Annotated in this window: 22 protein-coding genes and 1 pseudogene; 18 read left to right on the forward strand and 5 right to left on the reverse strand. The window is 62.5% G+C overall.

Annotation, left to right across the window (positions count from 1 at the left end; genetic code table 11):
* The 4 genes from I8J29_RS10790 (at position 1) to cysK (ending at position 3,547) form a co-directional block, all read left to right on the forward strand.
* Positions 1 to 420, forward strand: a complete 420-nt coding sequence (locus I8J29_RS10790) for a DUF350 domain-containing protein (RefSeq protein ID WP_090641344.1) — start codon at positions 1 to 3, stop codon at positions 418 to 420.
* Between the two features lie 163 nt (positions 421 to 583).
* Positions 584 to 1,156: a hypothetical protein gene (locus tag I8J29_RS10795; RefSeq protein ID WP_208847627.1), complete on the forward strand. Its 573-nt coding sequence runs from the start codon at positions 584 to 586 to the stop codon at positions 1,154 to 1,156.
* Positions 1,157 to 1,277: 121 nt separating this feature from the next.
* Positions 1,278 to 2,603 (forward strand): MFS transporter, encoded by a 1,326-nt coding sequence (locus tag I8J29_RS10800; protein ID WP_240546087.1) that lies wholly within the window; start codon positions 1,278 to 1,280, stop codon positions 2,601 to 2,603.
* 26 nt (positions 2,604 to 2,629) lie between these two features.
* Positions 2,630 to 3,547: a cysteine synthase A gene (gene cysK / locus I8J29_RS10805; RefSeq protein WP_208847628.1), complete on the forward strand. Its 918-nt coding sequence runs from the start codon at positions 2,630 to 2,632 to the stop codon at positions 3,545 to 3,547.
* A 40-nt stretch (positions 3,548 to 3,587) separates the two neighbouring features.
* Here cysK and I8J29_RS10810 read toward each other — a convergent pair whose 3' ends face one another.
* On the reverse strand, positions 3,588 to 4,664 hold the full coding sequence (locus I8J29_RS10810; RefSeq protein ID WP_208847629.1) for a CotH kinase family protein: 1,077 nt from the start codon (positions 4,662 to 4,664) through the stop codon (positions 3,588 to 3,590).
* 911 nt (positions 4,665 to 5,575) lie between these two features.
* Here I8J29_RS10810 and I8J29_RS10815 point away from each other — a divergent pair.
* The 13 genes and pseudogenes from I8J29_RS10815 (at position 5,576) to I8J29_RS10870 (ending at position 15,186) form a co-directional block, all read left to right on the forward strand.
* The gene (locus I8J29_RS10815) at positions 5,576 to 6,388 is read left to right on the forward strand and encodes a hypothetical protein (protein ID WP_208847630.1); all 813 of its coding nucleotides are present in this window, start codon (positions 5,576 to 5,578) and stop codon (positions 6,386 to 6,388) included.
* 432 nt (positions 6,389 to 6,820) lie between these two features.
* On the forward strand, positions 6,821 to 7,489 hold the full coding sequence (locus I8J29_RS10820; protein ID WP_208847631.1) for a DUF2642 domain-containing protein: 669 nt from the start codon (positions 6,821 to 6,823) through the stop codon (positions 7,487 to 7,489).
* 114 nt (positions 7,490 to 7,603) lie between these two features.
* Complete coding sequence (locus I8J29_RS10825; RefSeq protein WP_240546088.1) at positions 7,604 to 7,828, forward strand: hypothetical protein; 225 nt, start codon at positions 7,604 to 7,606, stop codon at positions 7,826 to 7,828.
* Positions 7,829 to 7,863: 35 nt separating this feature from the next.
* Complete coding sequence (locus I8J29_RS10830; RefSeq protein ID WP_208847633.1) at positions 7,864 to 8,262, forward strand: spore coat protein; 399 nt, start codon at positions 7,864 to 7,866, stop codon at positions 8,260 to 8,262.
* Between the two features lie 156 nt (positions 8,263 to 8,418).
* Entirely contained in the window at positions 8,419 to 8,910 is a 492-nt protein-coding gene (locus I8J29_RS10835) for an Lrp/AsnC family transcriptional regulator (RefSeq protein ID WP_208847634.1), read from the forward strand.
* A 14-nt stretch (positions 8,911 to 8,924) separates the two neighbouring features.
* Complete coding sequence (locus I8J29_RS10840) at positions 8,925 to 10,136, forward strand: aminotransferase class I/II-fold pyridoxal phosphate-dependent enzyme (RefSeq protein WP_208847635.1); 1,212 nt, start codon at positions 8,925 to 8,927, stop codon at positions 10,134 to 10,136.
* 205 nt (positions 10,137 to 10,341) lie between these two features.
* Positions 10,342 to 10,473, forward strand: coding sequence for an aspartyl-phosphate phosphatase Spo0E family protein (locus I8J29_RS33735; RefSeq protein WP_240546106.1), 132 nt, complete (start codon positions 10,342 to 10,344; stop codon positions 10,471 to 10,473).
* A gap of 92 nt (positions 10,474 to 10,565) precedes the next feature.
* Positions 10,566 to 11,219 (forward strand): annotated as a pseudogene (locus I8J29_RS33740) (MFS transporter); the annotation flags it as partial.
* Between the two features lie 19 nt (positions 11,220 to 11,238).
* Complete coding sequence (locus I8J29_RS33745) at positions 11,239 to 11,694, forward strand: MFS transporter (protein ID WP_240546119.1); 456 nt, start codon at positions 11,239 to 11,241, stop codon at positions 11,692 to 11,694.
* Positions 11,695 to 11,813: 119 nt separating this feature from the next.
* Complete coding sequence (locus I8J29_RS10855; RefSeq protein WP_208847636.1) at positions 11,814 to 12,389, forward strand: cob(I)yrinic acid a,c-diamide adenosyltransferase; 576 nt, start codon at positions 11,814 to 11,816, stop codon at positions 12,387 to 12,389.
* Positions 12,386 to 13,429, forward strand: a complete 1,044-nt coding sequence (locus I8J29_RS10860) for an RluA family pseudouridine synthase (RefSeq protein WP_208847637.1) — start codon at positions 12,386 to 12,388, stop codon at positions 13,427 to 13,429. The genes I8J29_RS10855 and I8J29_RS10860 overlap by 4 nt, the downstream gene beginning before the upstream one ends.
* A gap of 167 nt (positions 13,430 to 13,596) precedes the next feature.
* Positions 13,597 to 13,956, forward strand: coding sequence for a Spx/MgsR family RNA polymerase-binding regulatory protein (locus I8J29_RS10865; RefSeq protein ID WP_090641362.1), 360 nt, complete (start codon positions 13,597 to 13,599; stop codon positions 13,954 to 13,956).
* Between the two features lie 33 nt (positions 13,957 to 13,989).
* Entirely contained in the window at positions 13,990 to 15,186 is a 1,197-nt protein-coding gene (locus I8J29_RS10870; RefSeq protein WP_208847779.1) for an aminotransferase class I/II-fold pyridoxal phosphate-dependent enzyme, read from the forward strand.
* A 71-nt stretch (positions 15,187 to 15,257) separates the two neighbouring features.
* Here the strand turns inward: I8J29_RS10870 and I8J29_RS10875 are convergent, their stop codons facing one another.
* From I8J29_RS10875 to I8J29_RS10890, 4 genes are all read right to left on the reverse strand, one after another.
* Positions 15,258 to 16,475, reverse strand: a complete 1,218-nt coding sequence (locus tag I8J29_RS10875; RefSeq protein WP_240546089.1) for a cytochrome P450 family protein — start codon at positions 16,473 to 16,475, stop codon at positions 15,258 to 15,260.
* 329 nt (positions 16,476 to 16,804) lie between these two features.
* Entirely contained in the window at positions 16,805 to 17,785 is a 981-nt protein-coding gene (locus I8J29_RS10880) for a Gfo/Idh/MocA family protein (protein WP_208847638.1), read from the reverse strand.
* A complete protein-coding gene (locus tag I8J29_RS10885) occupies positions 17,786 to 18,796 on the reverse strand; it encodes a Gfo/Idh/MocA family protein (RefSeq protein ID WP_208847639.1) in 1,011 nt (336 codons plus the stop codon).
* 712 nt (positions 18,797 to 19,508) lie between these two features.
* On the reverse strand, positions 19,509 to 19,781 hold the full coding sequence (locus tag I8J29_RS10890) for a hypothetical protein (RefSeq protein WP_208847640.1): 273 nt from the start codon (positions 19,779 to 19,781) through the stop codon (positions 19,509 to 19,511).
* A 208-nt stretch (positions 19,782 to 19,989) separates the two neighbouring features.
* On the opposite strand from I8J29_RS10890, the gene I8J29_RS10895 reads away from it, so the two are divergent.
* Positions 19,990 to 21,471 carry an alpha/beta fold hydrolase gene (locus I8J29_RS10895; protein ID WP_208847641.1) on the forward strand — a complete coding sequence of 494 codons (1,482 nt, stop codon included), beginning with the start codon at positions 19,990 to 19,992 and terminating at the stop codon, positions 21,469 to 21,471.
* Positions 21,472 to 21,476: the final 5 nt, after the last annotated feature.

Consider the following 21,476-nt stretch of genomic DNA (forward strand, 5'->3'; position numbering starts at 1 on the left):
ATGGATCAGGAAGTCGACAAGATGCTAAGCAATACCTTCGCGGCATCGCTGGCGTACGTGTCGGTAGCGGTGCTCGCGCTGTTAATCTTCTTATATATCTTCGAGCTGGTCACGCGTTATAAATGCTGGCAGGAAATCAAGAAGGGCAATCTGGCCGTGGCAATGGCGACCGGGGGCAAAATCTTCGGCATCTGCAACCTGTTCCGCTTCTCCATCGAAGCGAACGAGACCGTGTACCAAAGCCTGGTCTGGGCGTTGTACGGCTACGCCCTGCTGCTCGCGGCTTATTTCCTGTTCGAGTTTCTGACGCCGGTGTTCCGGATCGACGACGAGATTGCGCGCGATAACCGCGCGGTCGGGTTGATCGCCATGATCATCTCGGTCTCGCTGTCGTACGTCATCGGCGCCACGATCGCGTGACGGCCGCGCAACGTTTGCATGAAGCTGGGAGGCTGAACGGTCGGCATGAAATATTTATGGGGCACGCTTTTTGCGCTTGCCGTGATATTCGTCATTATCGGCGTTTTATATTTGATGAACTGAGGACTACGTTGACCAATCGAACGAGAACGGGGGAGACTTCTTGAGCAATCCGCACAATCACAATCATGATCATGACCAGGAGGGACCGGTCGTTTGCCCGTGGTGCCAGACGGAGATCGTCTGGGACGAGGAAATCGGACCCGAGCGCTACTGCCCGCACTGCGAGAACGAACTGTCCGGCTACCGGACGCTGCAGCTGGATTTGGACGACGCGGGCGAAGAAGACCCGGGAGAGCAAGAAGAAGACGACAAGCAAGCTTGGCGCGGCGACGGCGCCGATCAGGATCTGACCGACTTCCGCGAATATAACCGCGAACGCCTCGCGCTGGACGGCACCATGGAACGGATGCTGGACGATCAGCTGGAAGCGCCGGAATGCCCGAACTGCCGCGAGCTGATGCTTGAAGCGGGCACGCATATCGTAACGGGGGACGCGTTCAAGGCCAGAATTCCGGCCGCGCTCGGAGCGCCGGTCGTGGAAACGCCGTTCGCGCTCGTCATGTACGTCTGTCCGTCCTGCTTCCATACGGAGAACCGGCTGTCGGTGCAGGATCAGGAGCGGCTGGTCTTCCTGCTGACGGAGGCATCCGACGAAGGCGGCGAGAACGGGTAAGCGGCGGTCCGAACGATTGGCAAGTTCAGGGAATCGGCGCGCGCGGGGCATGGCGCCTTCCGCTTGGGGGTATCTTACGCCTAGTTAGCTGCAGCGATGCAGCAAGCAGGAGGGATGCTGCTTGGAGCAAGGCAAACATAGCGTGCAGTCGCGCTGGTTCGCGGGCAAGGGCGGAAGCCGCGTGCGGACCGTATCGAACGACGGCGGCGGCAAGCGGAATTATGAAAGCCGCGCGTTGGACGGCCAAGCCGTGCTGCTCTTGGCCGTACAGGCAATGCTCGGCACGGCCAACGCGCTGTCCGGGACGTTCCTGCCGATCTATTTATGGAAGACGAGCCAGTCCTTTGCGCTCATCGGGTGGTTCAACCTGACGCAATTTCTCGTCAGCGGGCTGACGTTCTGGCTCGCGGGCAAGTGGGTCAAGGAGCACAACAAAATGAACAGTCTCCGGCTCGGCGTCGCGCTGTCGGGCTTGTTTTATTTTGTCGTGCTGCTGATGGGAAAGTCCGCGGTGACGTACGCGGTGCCGCTCGGGGCCATGATCGGTCTCGGCAACGGCTTCTTCTGGCTCGCGTTCAACGTCGTCTACTTCGAAGTGACGGAGCCCGGCAACCGCGACCGGTTCAACGGCTGGGCGGGGCTGCTCGGTTCCGGGGCGGGCATCGTGGCACCCTGGATTTCGGGGTGGCTCATTACCATCAATAACGGAGAACGCGGCTATCATATTATATTCACGGTGTCCGCGATCGTCTTCGCGGTGGGAGTCGTGCTCAGCTTCTGGCTGAAGAAGCGGCAATCCTCCGGCACGTACGAATGGCTGCACGGCATTCGCCAGCTTCGCGAACGGGGCAATCCGTGGCGGTTCGCCTTTCCGGCGATCGTCTGCCAAGGCGTGCGCGAAGGCGTCTACATGTTCTTCATCGGCCTGTTGGTCTTCCTGGCGACGAAGAACGAAGGCAAGCTCGGCAATTTCTCGCTCGTCACCTCGCTCGTGGCGCTCGCCAGCTTCTGGCTGATCGGGCGGATGCTTAAGCCGGAACGCCGGCGCGCCGCCATGCTGATCGGGGCGCTCGCGGTAACGGCGACCATCGCGACGCTGTTCTGGCCGCTGTCGTACCGGACGCTGCTGATCTTCGGCATCGGCACCGCGCTGTTCATGCCGCTGTACATTTTGCCGATGACCTCGACGGTATTCGATCTGATCGGAAGCACGGAAGCCAGCGCGAGGCAGCGGGAAGAGTTCGTCATCCTGCGCGAAGCCGGCCTGACCGTAGGCAGGATCGTCGGGGTCGCCGCGTACCTGCTCGTCCTGCCGTACATGGACCGGTCCGATTACGTCGTGCCGGGACTGATGCTGGCGGTCGGTGCTTTTCCGATCTTGGGCTGGTGGCTGATGCGCGGGCTGTTGGGGAAAGTGACCGCGGGGAGAAACAAAGCCTCATCGTGAGGACGGATTCAAGGAGGGGGAATACGATGCCTCGGATCGTAAACGACGTGACGGAGCTGATCGGGGAAACACCGGTCGTGGCCTTGCGCCGAATGAGGGAACCAGGCGCCGCGGAGGTGCTGGTGAAGCTGGAGCGCTTCAATCCGAGCGGCAGCGTGAAGGACCGGGCGGCGTTCGCGTTGATCGCTGCCGCCGAACGCCAAGGCCTATTGAAGCCCGGGGCGACCATTATCGAGCCGACGAGCGGCAACACCGGCATCGGGCTCGCGATGAACGCGGCGGCGAAGGGTTACCGCCTCATCCTGGTCATGCCCGACAACATGACGAAGGAGCGGATCGGCCTGCTGAAGGCGTACGGCGCCGACGTCGTGCTGACGCCCGCGGCGGAGCGGATGCCCGGCGCGATCAAGCGGGCGTTGGAGCTGCAGGCGGAACGGCCGGGCAGCTACATCCCGAATCAATTCGAGAACGCGGCGAATCCCGATATTCACCGCGTCACGACGGCGCAGGAGATTCTCCGCCAGACGGATGGCCGGCTGGACGTCTTCGTCGCGACCGCCGGTACCGGCGGCACCATTACGGGTACGGGCGAGACGCTCAAGGCGGCCCTCCCGGGCTTGTACGTCGCGGTCGTGGAGCCGCAGGGCTCGCCCGTTCTGTCGGGCGGCAAGCCGGGACCGCATAAGCTGGTCGGCACGAGCCCCGGCTTCGTGCCGCGCATCCTAAATACGTCCGTGTACGACGAGATCGTGCAGGTCGCGGACGACGACGCGGTCGGGACGATGCGCCGGCTCGCCCGGGAAGAGGGTCTGCTTCTCGGGCCGTCGTCCGGCGCGGCCGTTTGGGCCGCCATGGAACAGGCGCGCCGAATCGGACCGGACGGCCGCGTGCTGTGCATCGCGCCGGACAGCGGCGAGCGGTATTTGAGCATGGGGTTGTTTTGAACGCCGTGCCGAATGTCCGAGATTCGGCCGCTCGCCGCGTTCAATCCTTCCACGCGTTCAACGTATCGTAAATAATGGCCCTCCGCTCTTCGATGTAGCTGCGAAACAATTCCGGCTCCGCCTCGAACGAGCGGAAGGGCCATTTTCGCGTGAAATCGTCGCGGATGGCGGGCGTAAGCCGCTCATACATCTCCGCGATGACGGGTTCGATCGCGTTCAGCGTGAATTTCGTTTCGAGCATCTTCTTCAATAGCTTCCGATAGGCGCGCCGGCAGTCTTTGTACGACAGCACTTTGCGGGTCAGCGCGTTATAGCCCTTCACGTCCACGAGGTCGCTGCCGCACAGCCGGCCGTAACAGTTCCGTCCCCAGGTCCCCTCGTAGTCCCATGGAATAATCCGGTATTTCCCCGTCGAGTAATGTTCGTAGAGCGCGTAGTTCTGATCGAAGCCGTCGTAATTCCCCGTCAGCACGGCGCCGGCGAGCCATTTTAGGTAGACGCTCACGTCCAGCCGCTTGGCGAGAAACGTCTTCAGCGACCGCCGCGGAAGCCGATTGATGCCGCGCACGAAGCGGGTCAGCCGCTTCTCGGTCCGCGCGACGTTCCCGTGCATCACGCGATAGCCGTCGAGCAGCGACTCCTTGGCGCCTTCCGTGTCGGGGTCGATCAGGCTGAAGTTGGCCTTGTCGTTGACCGCGTAGACGAGCGCCCGCGAGCCGAGCTTCCGTTTGCGGAAGAACGTCCGGTCGACCGATTCGATCTCCAGATAGACCCCGTGCGGATAGCCGTTCCACTCGAGCCACATATGCTGCGTGCGCGGCGCCGGCAGCCCCATCATTTCGAAGAAATGAAACGACAGGGCGTTGCGGATCATGGACGGATCGTCGAACTCGGCGTTCCAATGAAGGATTCCGTTATCGCCGTAATGGATCTCGTAGGACTTCTTCGGATAGTTCCGCGTGTGGCCTCCCCGAAAGCGCAGCCGCGCGTCCATCGCCACGCCGTCCATCTCCAGCTTCACCGGCGCGAATTCATTGCTCCAGACGTCCGCCTGAAGACGCCGCAGGTCGGCTTCGTCAATCGTGATTTTGCGAGTAGGCAGCCCTTCCCCGGACATTCGACCATCTCCTTAGGCAAAAGATAAAGCCTACCGCATTCGATAGGCTTCAGCTTATTTACACTATGCGGGCGATCGTCTATCGGTCACTCCTTATTTGCCGCCCCAGCCGCTGTGGTGTCCGCGGGAGCTGCCGCGGGAGCCTTGGGAACCGCGCGTACCTTACGAGCCTTGGGAGCCGCGCGTGCCTTCGCCGCGGGAACCCTTGGAGCCTTGCGATCCGCGCGTGCCTTCGCCGCGGGAACCCTTGGAGCCTTGCGATCCGCGCGTACCTTCGCCGCGGGAACCCTTGGAGCCTTTGGAGCCGCGCGTACCTTCGCCGCGGGAACCCTTGGAGCCTTGCGATCCGCGCGTGCCTTCGCCGCGGGAACCCTTGGAGCCTTGCGATCCTCGCGTGCCTTCGCCGCGGGAACCCTTGGAGCCTTGCGATCCGCGCGTGCCTTCGCCGCGGGAACCTTTGGAGCCTTGCGATCCTCGCGTGCCTTCGCCGCGGGAACCTTTGGAGCCTTGAGATCCTCGCGTATCTTCACCTCGGGAACCTTGCGTGCCTTGGTTGCCTTGATTGCCGTTCCGACCGCTCATGCCGGCACGTTTCGTTTGCATTGCCATACTGCGTCATCTCCTTTTCATAGATTCAATACAAGCTATGTTGCGAATCTATCAATCGCTCCGGGTCATCGACCAAACTTGGAAGAAATAGATATCAATCTAGTACCCTATGGATACCGGATACATATAAATGCATTATAAATTGTCTCCCATGATAGATTTCACAGGGGCAAGCAATGGAGGGATGAATGCCGAAGCGAGTAAAATGAACCGTTATTTCGTAAGCAGGTATCGGATCGTGTTTGCACCCTTTGGTCTCTCATGGGGCAGGTTAGAATCTATTTATGCGGAGGGATTTTGGTATGAACTACTGGGGTAACATGGGTAACATGGGCAACATGGGCAACGAAGCGATCAGCTACAAACCGTACGGCATGCTCGGCAACCAAGGCATGGGCATGGGCAACCAAGGCAACCACTGCTGCGACCACAAGGATCACAAGAGCCACAAAAGCCACCACAGCGGCGGCAACACCTTCTTGGCCAACCAAGTCGGCATGAACGTCCGCATCAACCGCGGCGGTCCGGAATCGCTCGAAGGCAAGCTGCTCGGCGTGCAAACCGGCTACCTCGTGCTGAAAGCCACGGGCGGCCTCGTCTACGTCAACACCAGCCATGTGAAAAGCGTGACGGACCTTCCGGGCTCCAAAGGCTCCCGCGGCTCCCAAGGCTCCCGCGGCGGCTCGCGCCCATACATCATGGCCGGCAGCTTCGTCGGCGTACTGCGCGCGCTGAGACAGAAATTCGTCCAAGTCAACTGGGGCGGCCCGGAAAAAATCGAAGGCTTCATCTCGGACGTCGGCAACAACGCCCTGCTGCTCGTCGTCGGACCGGAATTGGTGCAAATTCCGCTGTACCACATCAAAACGGTTAAAACGGCCGGCATCTACGCAAGCCGCGGAAGCCAAGGAAGCAAAGGAAGCAGCGGCAACAACAATAACAACAATAACAACAACAACAAATCCGGCAAGAACAACAACTCCTCGTCCGGCGGCAACCGCAACAGCTCCTCCGGCGGCGCCAACAACCGCAACGCGAGCAGCCGCAGCAACAACAAGAGCAAGAAAAGCGGCAAAACCTCGAGCCTCCGGTCCGGTTCTTTGCGCGGCAAATAAGACGGACGGCAGCCGCGATGCGTCCCGCCAGCGCTTGCGTTAAGCGGCGGCGCGCGCGGCTTCCCCTTCCGGCGGCGGCCCGGGCCGGGTTCCGAACGGATCCGGCCCCGGGGTGCCGGCTGACTGGATTTCCCGCGACCGGCGCGGCCCTTATCGGCGCCGCACGGCCGCGAACCGCTTCATAGCGGGAGACCGAAAGGCGAAGACTCCCTGGCATATCCTCTTGTTTGCGTTCGGTATCTATGTGATTGCGCACCTTCGGCAGGCTGCCGGCGATCATGTCAAACCTTCATGAACAGCGTATATGTTATCGACGGCCGGGACGTTGCCGCTGACCGCTTCCTTCTTCTTTCTCCCGCCATGCAGCTGGCCAGTCTGCTCAGTCTTACGATGCCTGAACGCAAATAACCGGATGAAAGGAGGTCGATTTCGTTGAAACATCGTCACCCTTTGTTGGACCGTTACGTCGAGCTGGACATTTCCGGCAAGTCGATTACGATTCAAGGCAAGCTGATCGATATGGGCCAAGACATACTCGTTATTCATAACGGCACGCAGTTCCTTTACATTCCGCTCATCCACGTGCAGCAGCTCCGCATGTCCAAAGCCGCCGATACGCAAGAAATCGAAGTGCCGGACCTGCCCTTCGAGCCGCAGAACGATCCCATCTCCTACCGCAAGGTGCTCATGAACGCGAAGGGCATGTTTTCCGAGATTTACATTACCGGCAACCAGTCCATCCACGGCTATTTGACGAGCGTCATGAACGATTTCTTCGTCTTCTACTCGCCCGTGTATCATTCGGTAATCGTGTCGCTCCAGCACCTGAAATACTTGATCCCGTACAATCCGAACGTCACGCCTTACACGCTCACGCCCGAGCAATTCCCGCTGAAGCCGTCGCCGATCACGCTCGCCCGCACGTTCGACCAGCAGCTGCGCAAACTGATCGGGGAATTCGTCATTTTGGATCTCGGCGAGAATCCGAACAAAATTGGCGTGCTCAAAAGCATCGACCAAAATATCATCGAGCTGTCGACCGCGGGCGGGAATTCCGTCTATCTGCACTTCGACCACGTGAAGACGGTTCATCTCCCGTAACGACCGCAAGGCACCGTTTTCTTCCCTCCGGGGAAGAAGCGTTACATAGGATCGCGCTGCGCCGGATATACTACCCGAGGATTACAATCCATGGAAAAAGGAGGGATTGCCTCGATGAAGGCGCTCACGTCCAAAGAGCTGGAGTATATGGTGGATTCCCTGTCGAACGAAGACCTGCTCATCAAGCAAAACGCGGTATTGTCGGCTTCCGCCGGCAATGCCGCGCTGAAGCAGGCAAGCATGCAAATGATTCAGACGCATCAGCAGCATACCCAAATGCTGCTCCAGGCGATCGCGCAGCACCAGCAGCTCGCCCCTACGCAGCCGCAGTCGCACTGACGGCCAACCCTACTACGATCGGGAGGATGCACGATATGTACCAACAACAAGGACAAGCCCATCCGATGCTGTCCGACGAGGATTTGGCGTATACGGTTCTGGCGGACCTGAAGCGGGTCTGCGGCGAATATGCCACGGCGACGACCGAGTCGAACTGCCCGCAGGTGCGCCAGCTGTTCACGAACCTGCTGAACAGCACGCTGCAGATGCAGGGTCACTTGTACCAAATCATGGAGCAGAACAACATGTACAGCGTCGCTTCCCCGGCGCTTCGCCAGGAAGTCGACAAGCAGCTGAAGCAGAACCAGCAGACGGCGCAGCAGACGCAGCAGTTCCTGCAGCAGCATGGTTACGGCCAAAACGGCATGGGCTTCCAGCAGCACATGCATCAGCCGCAGAACATGCAGCAGCAGCAAGGCCAGCCTTACATGTAGCCGATCGCCAAAAAGACCCTTCGGGGTCTTTTTTTGTGCGGCGCCCGCCCGCTCCGAAAGCCCGGAAAGGGGCGAGCCAGCGCGCTTTTCCGCTTTGCAGGAAGCTTGGATTCGTTGTAATATAGTTTTTATAGCTAAGATCAGGAGGGTTTGACGATGAATGAACGGAAGAGGAAGATACTTGAGCTGCTGAAGGAAGACGCAAGGCGCTCCGCGGACCTGATCGCGACGATGATCGACGCGCCCGTGGACGAAGTGAAGGCGGCCATTGCGGAAATGGAGCAGGATCATATCATCGTCAAATACGCGACCGTCGTCAATTGGAGCAAGGTGGAAGACGAGAAGGTGACGGCGCTCATCGAGGTGCAGATCACGCCGGAACGCGGCCGCGGCTTCGAGGGCATCGCGGAACGGATTTATTTATATCCCGAGGTGAAATCGGTTTATTTGATGTCCGGGGCGTACGACCTGCTCGTCGAGGTGCAGGGCAAGACGCTGAAGGACGTGGCTTCTTTCGTGTCCAACAAGCTGTCCCCGATCGACGCCGTGCTGTCGACCAAGACGTTCTTCATCCTCAAAAAATACAAGCAGGACGGCATCATATTCGAAGAGCACGAGGACGATCACCGTCTTCTCGTCTCGCCGTGAGGAGTGAAGTCGGGATGATTATCGACGAGAAACGGAAAAGCAGCCCGCGGCGCGCTTCGATGGAGGAGTATCTGTCGCCGCAGGTCAGGGACATCAAGCCTTCGGGCATCCGGCGGTTTTTCGATTTGGCGGCGGGACGCAAGGATATCATCACGCTCGGCGTCGGCGAGCCCGACTTCGTAACGCCGTGGCACGTGCGGGAAGCCTGCGTGTACGCGCTGGAAATGGGCAAGACGCAATACACGTCCAACGCGGGCACGCCGGAGCTGCGCGAAGAGATCGCGCATTACTTGCACCGGCAGTACGAGGTCGCGTACGAGCCGGGCAACGAAGTGCTCGTCACGGTCGGGGGCAGCGAAGCGATCGATCTGGCGCTGCGGGCGCTCATCGCGCCGGGCGACGAAATTCTCGTGCCGGAGCCCTGCTACATCTCGTATTCCCCGATCACGGCGCTGAGCGGCGGCGTGCCGGTCGGGGTCGAGACGTTCGCGAAGGATCAGTTCAAGCTGACGGCCGAATCGCTGCGCGCGGCGATCACGCCGAAGTCCAAGGTGCTGATCCTGTGCTATCCGAGCAATCCGACCGGCGGCATCATGACGCGCGAGGATTGGCTGCCGATCGCCAAGGTGGTCGAGGAGCACGACCTGATCGTCATTTCCGACGAGATCTACGCCGAGCTGACGTACGGCGCGAAGCACGTCAGCTTCGCCGCGATGCCGGGCATGCGCGACCGGACGATTCTGGTCAGCGGCTTCTCCAAGGCGTTCGCGATGACCGGCTGGCGGATCGGCTACGCCTGCGGCCATCCGGAGCTCATCGCCGCGATGCTGAAGATTCACCAGTACACGGTCATGTGCGCGTCGAACATGGCGCAGGTCGCGGCGCTCGAAGCGCTTCGGAACGGCATGGAAGAGAAGGATCGGATGGTGGAAGCGTACAATCAGCGCCGGCGGATCGTCGTGAAGGGCTTCCGCGAGATCGGTCTGGACTGCCACGAGCCGCAGGGCGCCTTTTACGCGTTCCCGTCCATCGCGGGACTCGGCATGACGTCGGAGGAATTCGCGACGGGGCTGCTGCACGACCAGAAGGTCGCGGCCGTGCCCGGCGACGTGTTCGGACTCGGCGGCGAAGGCCATCTGCGCTGCTCGTACGCGACGTCCGTGAGCCTTATTACGGAGGCGATCGAGCGGATCGGGACGTACGTCCGCAAGCTGAAGGGCGAATAAATAAGGATAGGCTTTTTTACCAGACTTTGTTATACTTGAGTAATCTTTATCAAATCTTTAACCCGCGCTGAGCACAAGCGTCGTGACATGGCATTGATTGATGACAGGAGGGGTGGCAATGACTTGTGCGAAAACGGGTCTTAAGCTGAAGTCCTCAACGTCTATGCGTCGGTTGGAAGACGAAATCTATGCGCTGCGTATGAAAATGGAACAGTCTTACGCGGAAGAAGCGACGTTCAGTTCGGAGAAAGTCATCGGCCTCAGCCGATTATTGGATAACAAGATTAACGAGTATATGCGGTTTCGCAGAGGTTTGGGCGCAGCGCCGTTGGGCTGACCCGGACGCGCGAACCTGTTCCGGGAAGAGGTCCTTGCGGGGGCTTCTTTTCTTTTGCCCGCCGCATGTGCGCGATCGAGAAAGGAACCGTCATGAGCGCTACCGCCCGTTTGCGCGCGTACAACGTGCTGTTTTTCGCGCTGCTTGCCATTTTCATTTCGTTCTTGCCCGTTTACCTGGATGCCCAAGGGCTGACGGCTTCGCGCATCGGCGTCGTCGTCGGGACCGGCGGCTTCGTGTCGATCTTCTCGTCCCCGCTGTGGGGCATGGTCAGCGACCGTGCCAAGACGATTCGCGGCGTCCTGCTGGTGCTGATCGCGTGCTCCGCCGTCGCCGGGTATTTCCTCTACACCTCGGACAGCCTCATCGCGCTCATCGCGCTCACGATGCTGCTCTACTTCTTCCTGCTGCCGATGGACCCGCTGACGGAAAGCTTGAACTTTCAATCCTCGCAGGCGGCGGGCGTCAGCTACGGCTCGATCCGCACGTTCGGGGCGTTCGGGTACGCGGCGATGTCGCTCGTCGTCGGCTATGTCATGCTGTACTTCGGCAAGAACAGCCTGGGGCTGCTGTTCGCGGGCTTCGGCGCGGCCGCCTTCCTCGTCTGCCTGACGCTGCGCGACGCGCCCGCGGCGGGCAAGCCGGTCCGCTGGCGCGATCTCGGCCGGTTCCTGGGGCACCGGGAAACGCTGCTGTTCCTCGTGCTGATCTTCGTCGCGGCGGTGCCGTCCCGGATGAACGACACGTACCTCGGCGTGCATCTGCATGCGCTCGGCGGGAGTTCCGAGCTCGTCGGCCAGCTTCTGGTGGATGCGGAGCGGCCGGGAATTGGCGCTGATCGCCTTCGCCAGCTTCTTCTATTTCCTGCGCTTCTTCCTGTCGATCTGGGTGACCGATCCCCATGGCATGACGTATGTGCAGCTCATGCAGGTGTTTACGTTCCCGATCTTCTATTCGGCGGCGATTCAATACTTGTACCGGATCGTGCCGGACGAGTGGAAGGCGACGGGACAGACGGTGCTGGCGCTCGTCTTCTTCGGCGTCTCGGGCATCGTCGCCTCGTACGCGGGCGGTTGGCTGTACGATCGCTTGGCGGGACAGGGCTTCTACGTCGCGCTGTCCGCCATGTCGCTGTCGGCGTTCCTGTTCAGCCTCGCGCTGCTGGCCGCGTACCGGCGCGGGCGCGCGGGTGGAGCGCTCGGCGGCGGGCAGGCGGTGTAACGGCGGGGGCGGCTTGCCCGGCCCGGCCGGCTGCGGGCAATGCCCGGGCGGCCGCAAGTATGCTATAGTGAACGTAACCTATTGACCAAGGCAAGATGCGAGAGGAGCATGCAACGACGATGAAACTGTATACGCGAACGGGCGACGGCGGCCAAACGTCGGTGAAAGGCGGACGCGTCCGCAAGGACGACGTCCGGGTGGAGGCATACGGAACGATCGACGAGCTGAACAGCTTCGTGGGCCTGGCGGCGGCGATGGCCGCCGCGCGCGAAGGGCTGGGGGCGCTCTCGGCCGAATTGCTCGAGATTCAGCAGGAGCTGTTCGACTGCGGGTCGGACCTCGCGTTCCGCGATCCGGCCGGCCGGGAGCTCAAGCTGACGGCGGACGCGGCCGCGCGGCTGGAGGGCTGGATCGACGCGCACGACGCGGCCGCGCCGGCGATCACGCGGTTTATCTTGCCGGGCGGAAGCGATGTGGCGGCGCAGCTGCACGTCTGCCGGACGGCGTGCCGCCGGGCCGAGCGGCGCGCCGTGACACTGAGCGCCGAGGTCGAAGTGCCCGCGCCCGTCATGGTGTATTTGAACCGGCTGTCGGATTATTTCTTCGCGGCGGCGCGGGCGGCCAACGCGATGCTGGGCGTGACCGACACCGAATACGTCAGGAGCGCGGAAGTCTTCCGCAAGCGCGATTCATGAGCCTTGACGCGATGTATTACGCGCCGCTAGCGGTAAGCGTGGCGGAGGAGGACGCCGGCAAGACGGTCCGCGCCGTGCTGGACCGCCGGCTCGGCGTCTCCCGCAAGCTGCTGTCGCGGCTGAAGCTGACGGAGCACGGCATTACGGTGAACGGCGTGCGCGTCTATACGAACGACCGCGTGGCCGCGGGCGATCTCCTCGAGCTGCGGATGGAGCGGGAGGAATCGGACGACATCCTGCCGGAGCCGATGGCACTGGACATCGTGTACGAGGACGACGACCTGTTCGTCGTGAACAAGCCGCCGGGCGTCATCGTTCATCCGACGCACGGCCACTACACGGGCACGCTGGCCAACGGCGTCGTCCACCACTGGCGGGAGCGCGGCGAACGGGTGCGCTTCCGGCCGATCCACCGGCTCGACGAGGATACGTCGGGCCTCGTCGCGATCGCGAAGACCGCTTACGTCCACCAGCAGCTCTCGGAGCAGCTGCAGCGCGGCGAGGTGGACAAGCGGTACCGGGCGTACGTGTACGGCCGGCCCGCCGAGGCGGCGGCCGCGATCGACGAGCCGATCGACCGCGACGAGGCCGATCCGCATCTGCGGGTCGTGCGGCCGGACGGGTATCCGTCCGTGACCCGTTACGAGACGGAAGCCGTCTTCGGCGGCGGCGCCGCGGCGAAGGTGAACCTGAAGCTGGAGACGGGGCGCACGCATCAGATCCGCGTCCATATGAAGCATATTGGCTGTCCCCTGATCGGGGACAAGCTGTACGGCTATGCGGGACGGGCGGCAGACGAGGCGGAGGGCGAGGCGGATTCGGCGAGGGAAGCCGGCGATTCGGCGGTCCCGGCGGCGGCTCGCGCCGCGTCCGCGGAAGCGCCCTCGTCCGCGGCCGTGCTGGAATCCGCGATCGAACGGCAGGCGCTGCATGCCGCGATGCTGGCGTTCACGCATCCCATCACGCGGGAGCGAATGTCGTTCGAGGCGTCGCTGCCCGACGATTTGCGGCGGCTCGAGGCGGCGCTGGAGCGGCTGTAACGGGCCGGCGCGCCGGCTTGGCGCAAGATTGTCGGGGCTGTTCGGCAGATCGTCCGCGCTACCGTAGTGCGCGAGGAAGGATGACCGACGCTGCCGCGTCGGTTCGCGAGCTTGCGGCCGATGCCGGGCAGCGGTTTTACTTCGACGAATGGAGACTTGGACAGAAGATGAAGAAATTGACGATCTACGAATATCCCAAATGCGGCACGAGCCGCAGCGCGATCAAATGGCTGAAGGGCAAGGACTACGAACTGGAGCATCACAACCTGTTCGAGACGGCGCCGTCCGAGGACGTGCTGGCGGAGCTCGTGCGCAAGAGCGGTCTGGAAGCCAAGAAGTTTTTCAACACGTCCGGCGAGACTTATAAGGAAATGGGCTTGAAGGACGTGCTGCCGGGACTGTCGGAGCGGGAGAAGATTGCGCTGCTCGCGTCCAACGGCCGGCTGATCAAGCGCCCCGTCGTCACGGACGGAAGCACGGTCACCGTCGGCTTCAAGGAAGACGATTACGAGCGGACCTGGGGTTAGTCGGCGGCTACGGGGAGGAGAATTCGCGTGACGATGAAATCATGGCGGGCCGGGCGGCTGTCGCGTCTCGGCTCGTCGATCTTCGCGGAGGTGGCGGAGCGGAAGCGCCGCGCGGCGGCGAACGGGCTGGACGTCATCGACCTCAGCATCGGCAGCCCGGATCTGCCGCCTTCGGCGGCCGTGCGGGAGTCGCTGAGCCGCGCCGCGCTCCGGGAAGACGCCTACGGCTATCCCGGCTCGAAGGGGACGCCGGCGTTCCTCGGGGAGGCGGCCGAATGGCTGGCCTTCCGGTTCGGCGTCCGGCTCGATCCGGAGCGCGAGCTGGTGTCGCTCATGGGGTCGCAGGACGGCCTCGGCCATCTGGCGCTGGCGCTGTGCGATCCCGGCGACGTGGCGCTTCTGCCGGATCCGGGCTACCCCGTTTACGCCGCTGGGCTGGCGCTTGCCGGCGTGGAGCCGCATCTGATGCCGCTGCGGGCGGCAAACGGCTATTTGCCGGATTTCGACGCGATTCCGGACGAGGTATGGCAGCGGACGAAGTTCATGCTGCTGAACTATCCGAGCAATCCGCTCTCGGCCGTCGCGGACCTCGCGTTCTTCGAGCGGGCCGTCGCGGCGGCCAAGCGGCATAGCGTGCTGATCGTGCACGACTTGGCCTATTCCGAAATGGCGTTCGACGGCTATCGTCCGCCGAGCATTTTGCAAGTCGCCGGTGCCGTCGATACCGCGGTGGAGTTCCATTCCTTGTCGAAGAGCTTCAATCTGGCGGGCGCGCGGATCGGCTTCCTCGCCGGCAACCGCGAAGCCGTCGCGGCGATGCGCGAGCTGAAGGCGAACATCGACTACGGCGTGTTCCTGCCCGTGCAGGAAGCGGGCATCGCGGCGCTCCGGGAGGATCGGCTCGGGACCGGTCCGAAGGTCGGGCCGTTGTACGAGCGGCGCAGGGACGTGCTCGTCGAGGCGCTCGGGGAACAGGGCTGGGACATCGGCAGGCCGAAAGCGACCATGTTCCTATGGGCCAAACTGCCCGAAATGGCTTGGGAGCTCGCGGAACCGTGGAATTCGCGTCGAATTGCCCGGGAAATGCTCGAACGGGCAGGCGTCGCGGTCATACCGGGCGATGCGTTCGGCGCCGAAGGAGAAGGGTACGTGCGGATCGCGCTCGTGGAAAGCGAAGCCCGCCTGCGCGAAGCGGCGGCGCGCATCGGGGCGTTCATTCGCGGCGAATAGAAGCCGTGCGGATACATAAAAGGTCGATCGGAATGGTTCCCGGTCGACCTTTTGTCATTGGATGCGCCTAGCTAGCGAAGCTCGATCGGAAGCTCCCGCAGTCCGCGCATCAAGATGCCCGGCCGCCATTCCAGGCCGGTGAACGACGGGCTGATCCGCAGGTTGGGCAGCCGCCGGAGCAGCGCCGTCAGCGCGATCCGCCCTTCGATGCGGGCGAGCGGCGCGCCGAGGCAGAAATGGATGCCGTTGCCGAAGGCGATATGTTTGTTTTTCTTGCGGCTCAAGTCGAGGCGGCCCGGGTCGTCGAATTGGGCGGGATCGCGGTTGGCCGCGCCGAGGCCGACCAGGATGAGATCGCCTTTGCGCACGTCCTTGCCATGCCATTCGAAATCGCGGCTGGCCCAGCGGGACGTAGCGATTTCGACCGGGCTATAGTAGCGCAGCAGCTCTTCGACGGCGGTCGCGGTCAGCGACGGATCCTGGCGCCAGAGACGCAGCTGGTCCGGGTTTTCGAGCAGCGCGAGCAGGCCGTTGCCGATCAGGTTGACCGTCGTCTCGTGTCCGGCGACGATGAGCAGCCAGATCGTGGAGACGAGCTCGTCTCCCGACAGCCGGTCCTGGTCGTCGTGCGCCTGAATGAGCAGGCTGATGAGATCGTCTCCCGGCGTTTTCCTTCGGGCGTCGATGAGCTCCTCGAGGTAGAGGCGGAACGCTTGCAAGGACGGAAAGGCCGTCTTCAGCTTCTCGCGGTTGTTGGCCGCCTCGATGAAATCGCTCGACCAGCGCTTGAACAGAACGTAGTCGTCGTCGGGGATGCCCAGCATGCGGCTGATGACGGTAATGGGCAGCGGGAACGCGAAGTCTTCGATCGCCTCCAGCTTGCCCGTCTGCTCGATGCGGTCGATCAGGTCCTCGGCGATGCGCTGGATGTCGCTTTCCATCCGGTCGATCATCTGCGGCGTGAAGGCTTTCGACACGATGGCGCGGAGCCGGGTATGGTCCGGCGGATCGGAGGAAAGCATCTGCTTGCTGATCAGCGCCATTTCCTTCTCGGGGATGACCGAGGCGTAGTCTTCCGGGGACAGGGACTGCAGGTTTTTCGTGATGCGTTCGTTGTCCTTGAGCGCCAGAATGGCATCGTCGTACCGCGTGGTCAGCCAGGCGCGTTGGCCGTCGGTCATGGTCAGCTCGTGCAGCGGGTCCTGGGCGCGAAGCCGGTCATAGAGCTCGTGGGCGTGCCGTTTGAATGCGGGCGACGACACATCGAGGTTCGCGTTGGGAATCGTCAAGAACGTCACTCCAATCCATATAATTGTCGAGGCGGTCCATGTCCCTTGCCTGCCGCCTCTGATTGGTAGTGTACACCATCGCGATTGCCGCGCCCATGGGACCGAAGCCGCACGAGGCAGGCGGACACCGGCGCATCGGCCTGCAGCGGGCCTACCGCTGCGCAGGCATCGGCCGTACGCCGAAAAGCCGCGGAAAACTCCGCGGCTAGGATAGCGAGTCTGCAAGCAGGCGGCGTGAACGCCACGATGGTGCCGCGTTCACGCCGAGAAGGGGCAGCGCGAGTGCAGCGAGGATGGGGCGCTGGTGCGGCGCGGGTGAAGGACCGCGCTTAGCGCGCGATCTTCACCGGCTGGCGCCGCGCCGCGGATTCGTACGCGGCGAGCGCGGCGCGCACCGCCTCGAGGCCGTCCTCGCCCGTGACGGCGACCGGGCTGCCGGTTCGGACGCTGTCGACGAAGGAGGCGACGAGGCCGGCGTCCATGTCCGAGCCCCAGTTCGACCAGGACGTCTTCATTGTCGCGTCCTTATGGACGACGATGTTTTGCTTGAACAGATCGACCTTGGATACGCCGGCGCTGCCGACGATCTCGAGCGTAACGTCGCCCCAGGTCGGAAACGATTTCGTGCGCGACCAGGACGGATCGAGCGAAGCGATGACGCCGTTGTCGAACGCGAACGAGAGCGCGCCGCAGTCGTCGGCTTCGATCGCGTGGAAGCGGGTGGCGATTTCGGCGTACACTTCGACGATCTCCGCGCCGGGCATGATCCAGCGCATCAAGTCGACGACGTGGACGGTGTGGTCGATGACGGCGCCGCCGCCGGATTTGGCCTTGTCGACGAACCAGCCGCCCGGCATCGTGCCGCGGTTCGTGCCTTGCAGCGCGCGGATGCGGCCGAGCGCGCCGCTTTCGACCTCGCGTTTCATCGCCGCGGCCGCCGGGTGGAACCGGCAGGGGAACGCGGTCATTAAGTGTACGCCGTGCTTGCGAGCCGCGGCGACGATGGCTTCCGCGCCTTCCAGGGAATCGGCGAGCGGCTTCTCGCACAGCACGTGCTTGCCGGCTTCCGCCGCGGCGACCGCCATCTCGCGGTGGAGGGCGTTCTCGGAGCAGACGACGACGGCGTCGATATCCGAGGCGAGCAGCTTCTCGTAGTCCCGCTCCCAGCCCGTCCCGAAATCATGAGCCGCTTGGCGGCCGCGGGCTTCTTCGGGCTCCGCGACGCCGGCGATCTCCACGCCCAGCCGGCGCAGACCGTTGACGTAGGCGTAGACGTGCATGTGGGCGACGCCCAATATTCCGACTTTCATTTACGCCTCCTCCTTTCCGAAGCCGTCCAGCTCGACGGCGGTGCCGGTTGCGGCCGAATGCAGGCAGGCCAAGCTGATCCGCAGCGCTTCGTAGGCGTCCTCGGCGGTCACGACGGGCGCGATGCCGTCCTCGATGCAGCGAAGGAAATGCGCGAGCTCTTCGTCGTACGGACTTGCGGCCAGCGCGCTACGCGGAACTTGCACGGCCGGGTGGTCGGCGCTCCGCGAGGCCAGCCGGGTGCGGTTCGTGACGGCGTCCTCCGAGTTGACGGAGAGGATGCCGCCGTTGCCCGCGACCTCGAGTCGGGTCGCGAAGCCTTCGGGAAACGCCCACGAGCCGTTGGCGTAGCCGATGGCGCCGCTGCGGAAGCGCAGCGTGGCGAAGGCGTGATCCGGTCCGGACGCGTCGCCGGAGGCGTGCAGCCCGCGCGCGTAGACGCGTTCGACGTCGCCGAACGTCCAGCGCAGCCAGTCGAAGTCGTGCAGCAGCAGATCCAGCAGCACGCCGCCGGATTGGGCAAAATCGGCGTACCAGCCGTTATAGCCGCTCGGGGCGGAGCTGACGCGCTCGGCCCGGACCGTGCCGACGTCGCCGATCTCGCCGGCGCGGACCAGCTCCCGCGCTTGGGCGTACTCCGGGAAGAAGCGGACGACGTGGCCGATGTACAGGTGAACCCCGGCCGACTTGCAGGCGCCGATCATCGCCCGCGCATCCGCGAGATTGCCGGCGATGGGCTTCTCGCAAATGACGTGCTTGCCGAGGCCGGCGGCTCGAAGCACGTATTCCTTATGCAGGGGCGTCGGCAAACAAATATCGATGACGTCCGGTTCGGCGTCGGCCAGCAGCTCGTCCAGCGCGGCATACGCGCGCGTGCCCAGCCGCTCGGCCAATGCGGCGGCGGCGTCCGGACGCGCGTCGACGATGCCGACCAGCTCCGCGCGCGGATTGCGCGCGTGGGCCTCGGCATGAACGGTCCCCATGGCGCCGGCTCCGATAAGTGCGATTCGCATGTTGTGAACCTCCTAAAAGTTTTGCGGTAGTAGACGCAGCCACGGAAGTGGCAAGGTAGAGCAAAACTACTTCGAAAGCATGGACTTAAGTTTTGCGGTAATAGACGCAGCCACGGAAGTGGCAAGGTAGAGCAAAACTACTTCGAAAGCATGGACTTAAGTTTTGCGGTAATACACGCAAGTTAAAGCAAAACTACTTCGAAAGCATGGACTTAAGTTTTGCGGTAGCAGACGCAGCCACGGAAGTGGCAAGGTAGAGCAAAACGACTTCGAAAGCATGGACTTAAGTTTTGCGGTAATACACGCAAGTTAAAGTAAAACTACTTCGAAAGCATGGACTTAAGTTTTGCGGTAGCAGACGCAGCCACGGAAGTGGCAAGGTAGAGCAAAACGACTTCGAAAGCATAGCCGCAGAACATGATTTCACCGTGCCCCGGCACATTTCCTCCCGGCCGTTAAAAAATAAGACGATAATCCGCGTCCCCGACCTATCGCCATATCGGCGAAGGAAATGTGCCGCTCCGGCGAATTAATGCCTGATTTGCTGGGATTTTTGCGGGTTGACGGGTGCGAACGGGCATCGTATACTGCGCCTGAGTTCTCCTTTTACGGAACCCGTCGCCGTCTTCCTGCGTATAGGCTATGGCGGCCCGTGCATCGCCGCCAACAAAAAAGACCCCGCCATCCGGGATGGCAGGGCCGTTCGTGGCTCTTAAGGACGATGCTTGGCATCGGCCGCTTTGCTCCGCTCTTGATCGACGAGCGTTTGCGCTTCCGTGATCTTCTCGGAGATGGTTAGCAGCAGCGCTTTGAATTCGGGATCGGTTGCGGACCGGATGTATTGGTCGACGGCCGCTTCTTTGCGTGTCAGCGCGTTCATGATTTCCTCCTGCCAGGCTGCGTCGCCAAGTGACTCCGCGATCGAATAGAGATCCAATTGATCGTTCAGCCACTGCCCGTACCAATGCCGTCTTGACTTGGCCATCGCGCATGTCTCCTTCGGGAACAATCGGGTAGAATTCGAAGCCGCGGGCCTTGCGCGGCCCCAAACATTGGAAGGCGGCCGCAATTGCTTTCTCGCTTGCACAAATTATAATAAAGCTACCGTTACATAACCGTTACATGGCCGGAGAGGCCGTGAATAGCGCATTTTAACCGAATTGGCCGCAGACGGCCGATTGGAGGTGTTCGCTTTGTCCGATGTCAAAGAACCGGGACCGGTGCTCGCGTACCGGCATTCGCCGGCGAGCAGACCGGAAGCGGAAACGATCATGCTGCTGCACGGGAATGGCTTCAACAGCTCCTTGTGGGGCGGGATGGCGGAGCGGCTGAACGAATGCTTCCACGTGCTGTTCATCGACGTGCATGCCGGAGAAGCGGAATACGCGACCTGGGACCGGCTTTGCGGCGAGCTCCGCGGCCTTCTTGCGCGCCTGGACATTCGCGAGCTGCATATCGCGGGACACGCGTTCGGCGGCTCGCTCGCGGTCGCTTTCGCGGACCGTTATCCGGAGGCGGTGAAGACGCTCGTGCTGATTTCGCTCGCGGTGTTCTATCCCGCCGTCGAAGGAGAGCGGATCATTAACGCCTACCTCGGCCATATCGCGGAGCAAGGCCTGCCGACCGTCGCCCGGCGCGAATTCATACCGTTCCTGACCCTGCTCCCGGAAGGGGACGAGATGCTCGAAGCCATCTATCGCGCGTACGACCGGATCGACGAGCGGCTCTATCTTCAGCTGTTCAAGCTGCAAATGCTGGACCGCCCGATTCACGAACGGCGGAAAATCGCCTGTCCGGCGCTGCTGCTCGCGGGAGAGCAGGACAAGCTCTATTTGCCTCAGCTCCAGTCGATCACGGCCGGTTACTTCGCGAGAGGGTCGTTCCTGATCATGCCGAACGCGAGCAACGCCGTGTTTATCGACCAGCCGGAACTGACGGCTCAATGGATCCGGGACTTCGTGCTGAAGGCGTCGAATTACGTGCGGCAGTCGTCCCGGGCGACGATGGCCAGCCATATTCCGTCCATTATCCACGCGGTGATGCAAAACCTCGCGCCGGACATGCGCCCGCGCGAGTCGGCGAAGGCGCTCGAACCGGTCCTGCACGTCGCGCTGTTCCATCCGTTCGAAGTGCGGCTGAACGGGGTGCCGATCCTGGACGGCTGGGACAAGCGGTATGCCAAGACGATTATGGCGTATTTGGCCATGCATCCGTCCTGCACCCGGGAAGAGCTGTGCGACGCCCTGTTCCCCGAGCTCAGCCGGCTGACGGCGCTCAGCAATCTGCGCGTGTACCTCGGCTACCTGAAGAAGCTGCTTGAGCTCCCGGGCGGCGAATCGGTGCTGGTCACCAGCCGGACCCATATCCGGCTGAACGCGAAGATCGAATGCGACCTGCAGATCTACGGCGCGGAGCTCAGACGGATTCCGTTCATCACGGACGGCGAGTCGAAATACGCGGCGTTAAGGGCGCTGCTGCGGACCGTCGGTACGGAACCGTTCATGCAGGGCATTTACGACCAGTGGTTCCTCGACTTCCGCACGGATATCGAAGAGCTGCTTGCGAGCCTGTCGGAATGGGCGGCGTCCTGGGAAGCGCGGATGGACCGGCCGGACTCGGCGCGCTACTTCGCCCAAATCGCGCACCGGCTTACCGACGGCGGCGATTCCTTGTAAATTGC

This window comes from Paenibacillus artemisiicola, assembly GCF_017652985.1.
Classification (GTDB): domain Bacteria; phylum Bacillota; class Bacilli; order Paenibacillales; family Paenibacillaceae; genus Paenibacillus_Z; species Paenibacillus_Z artemisiicola.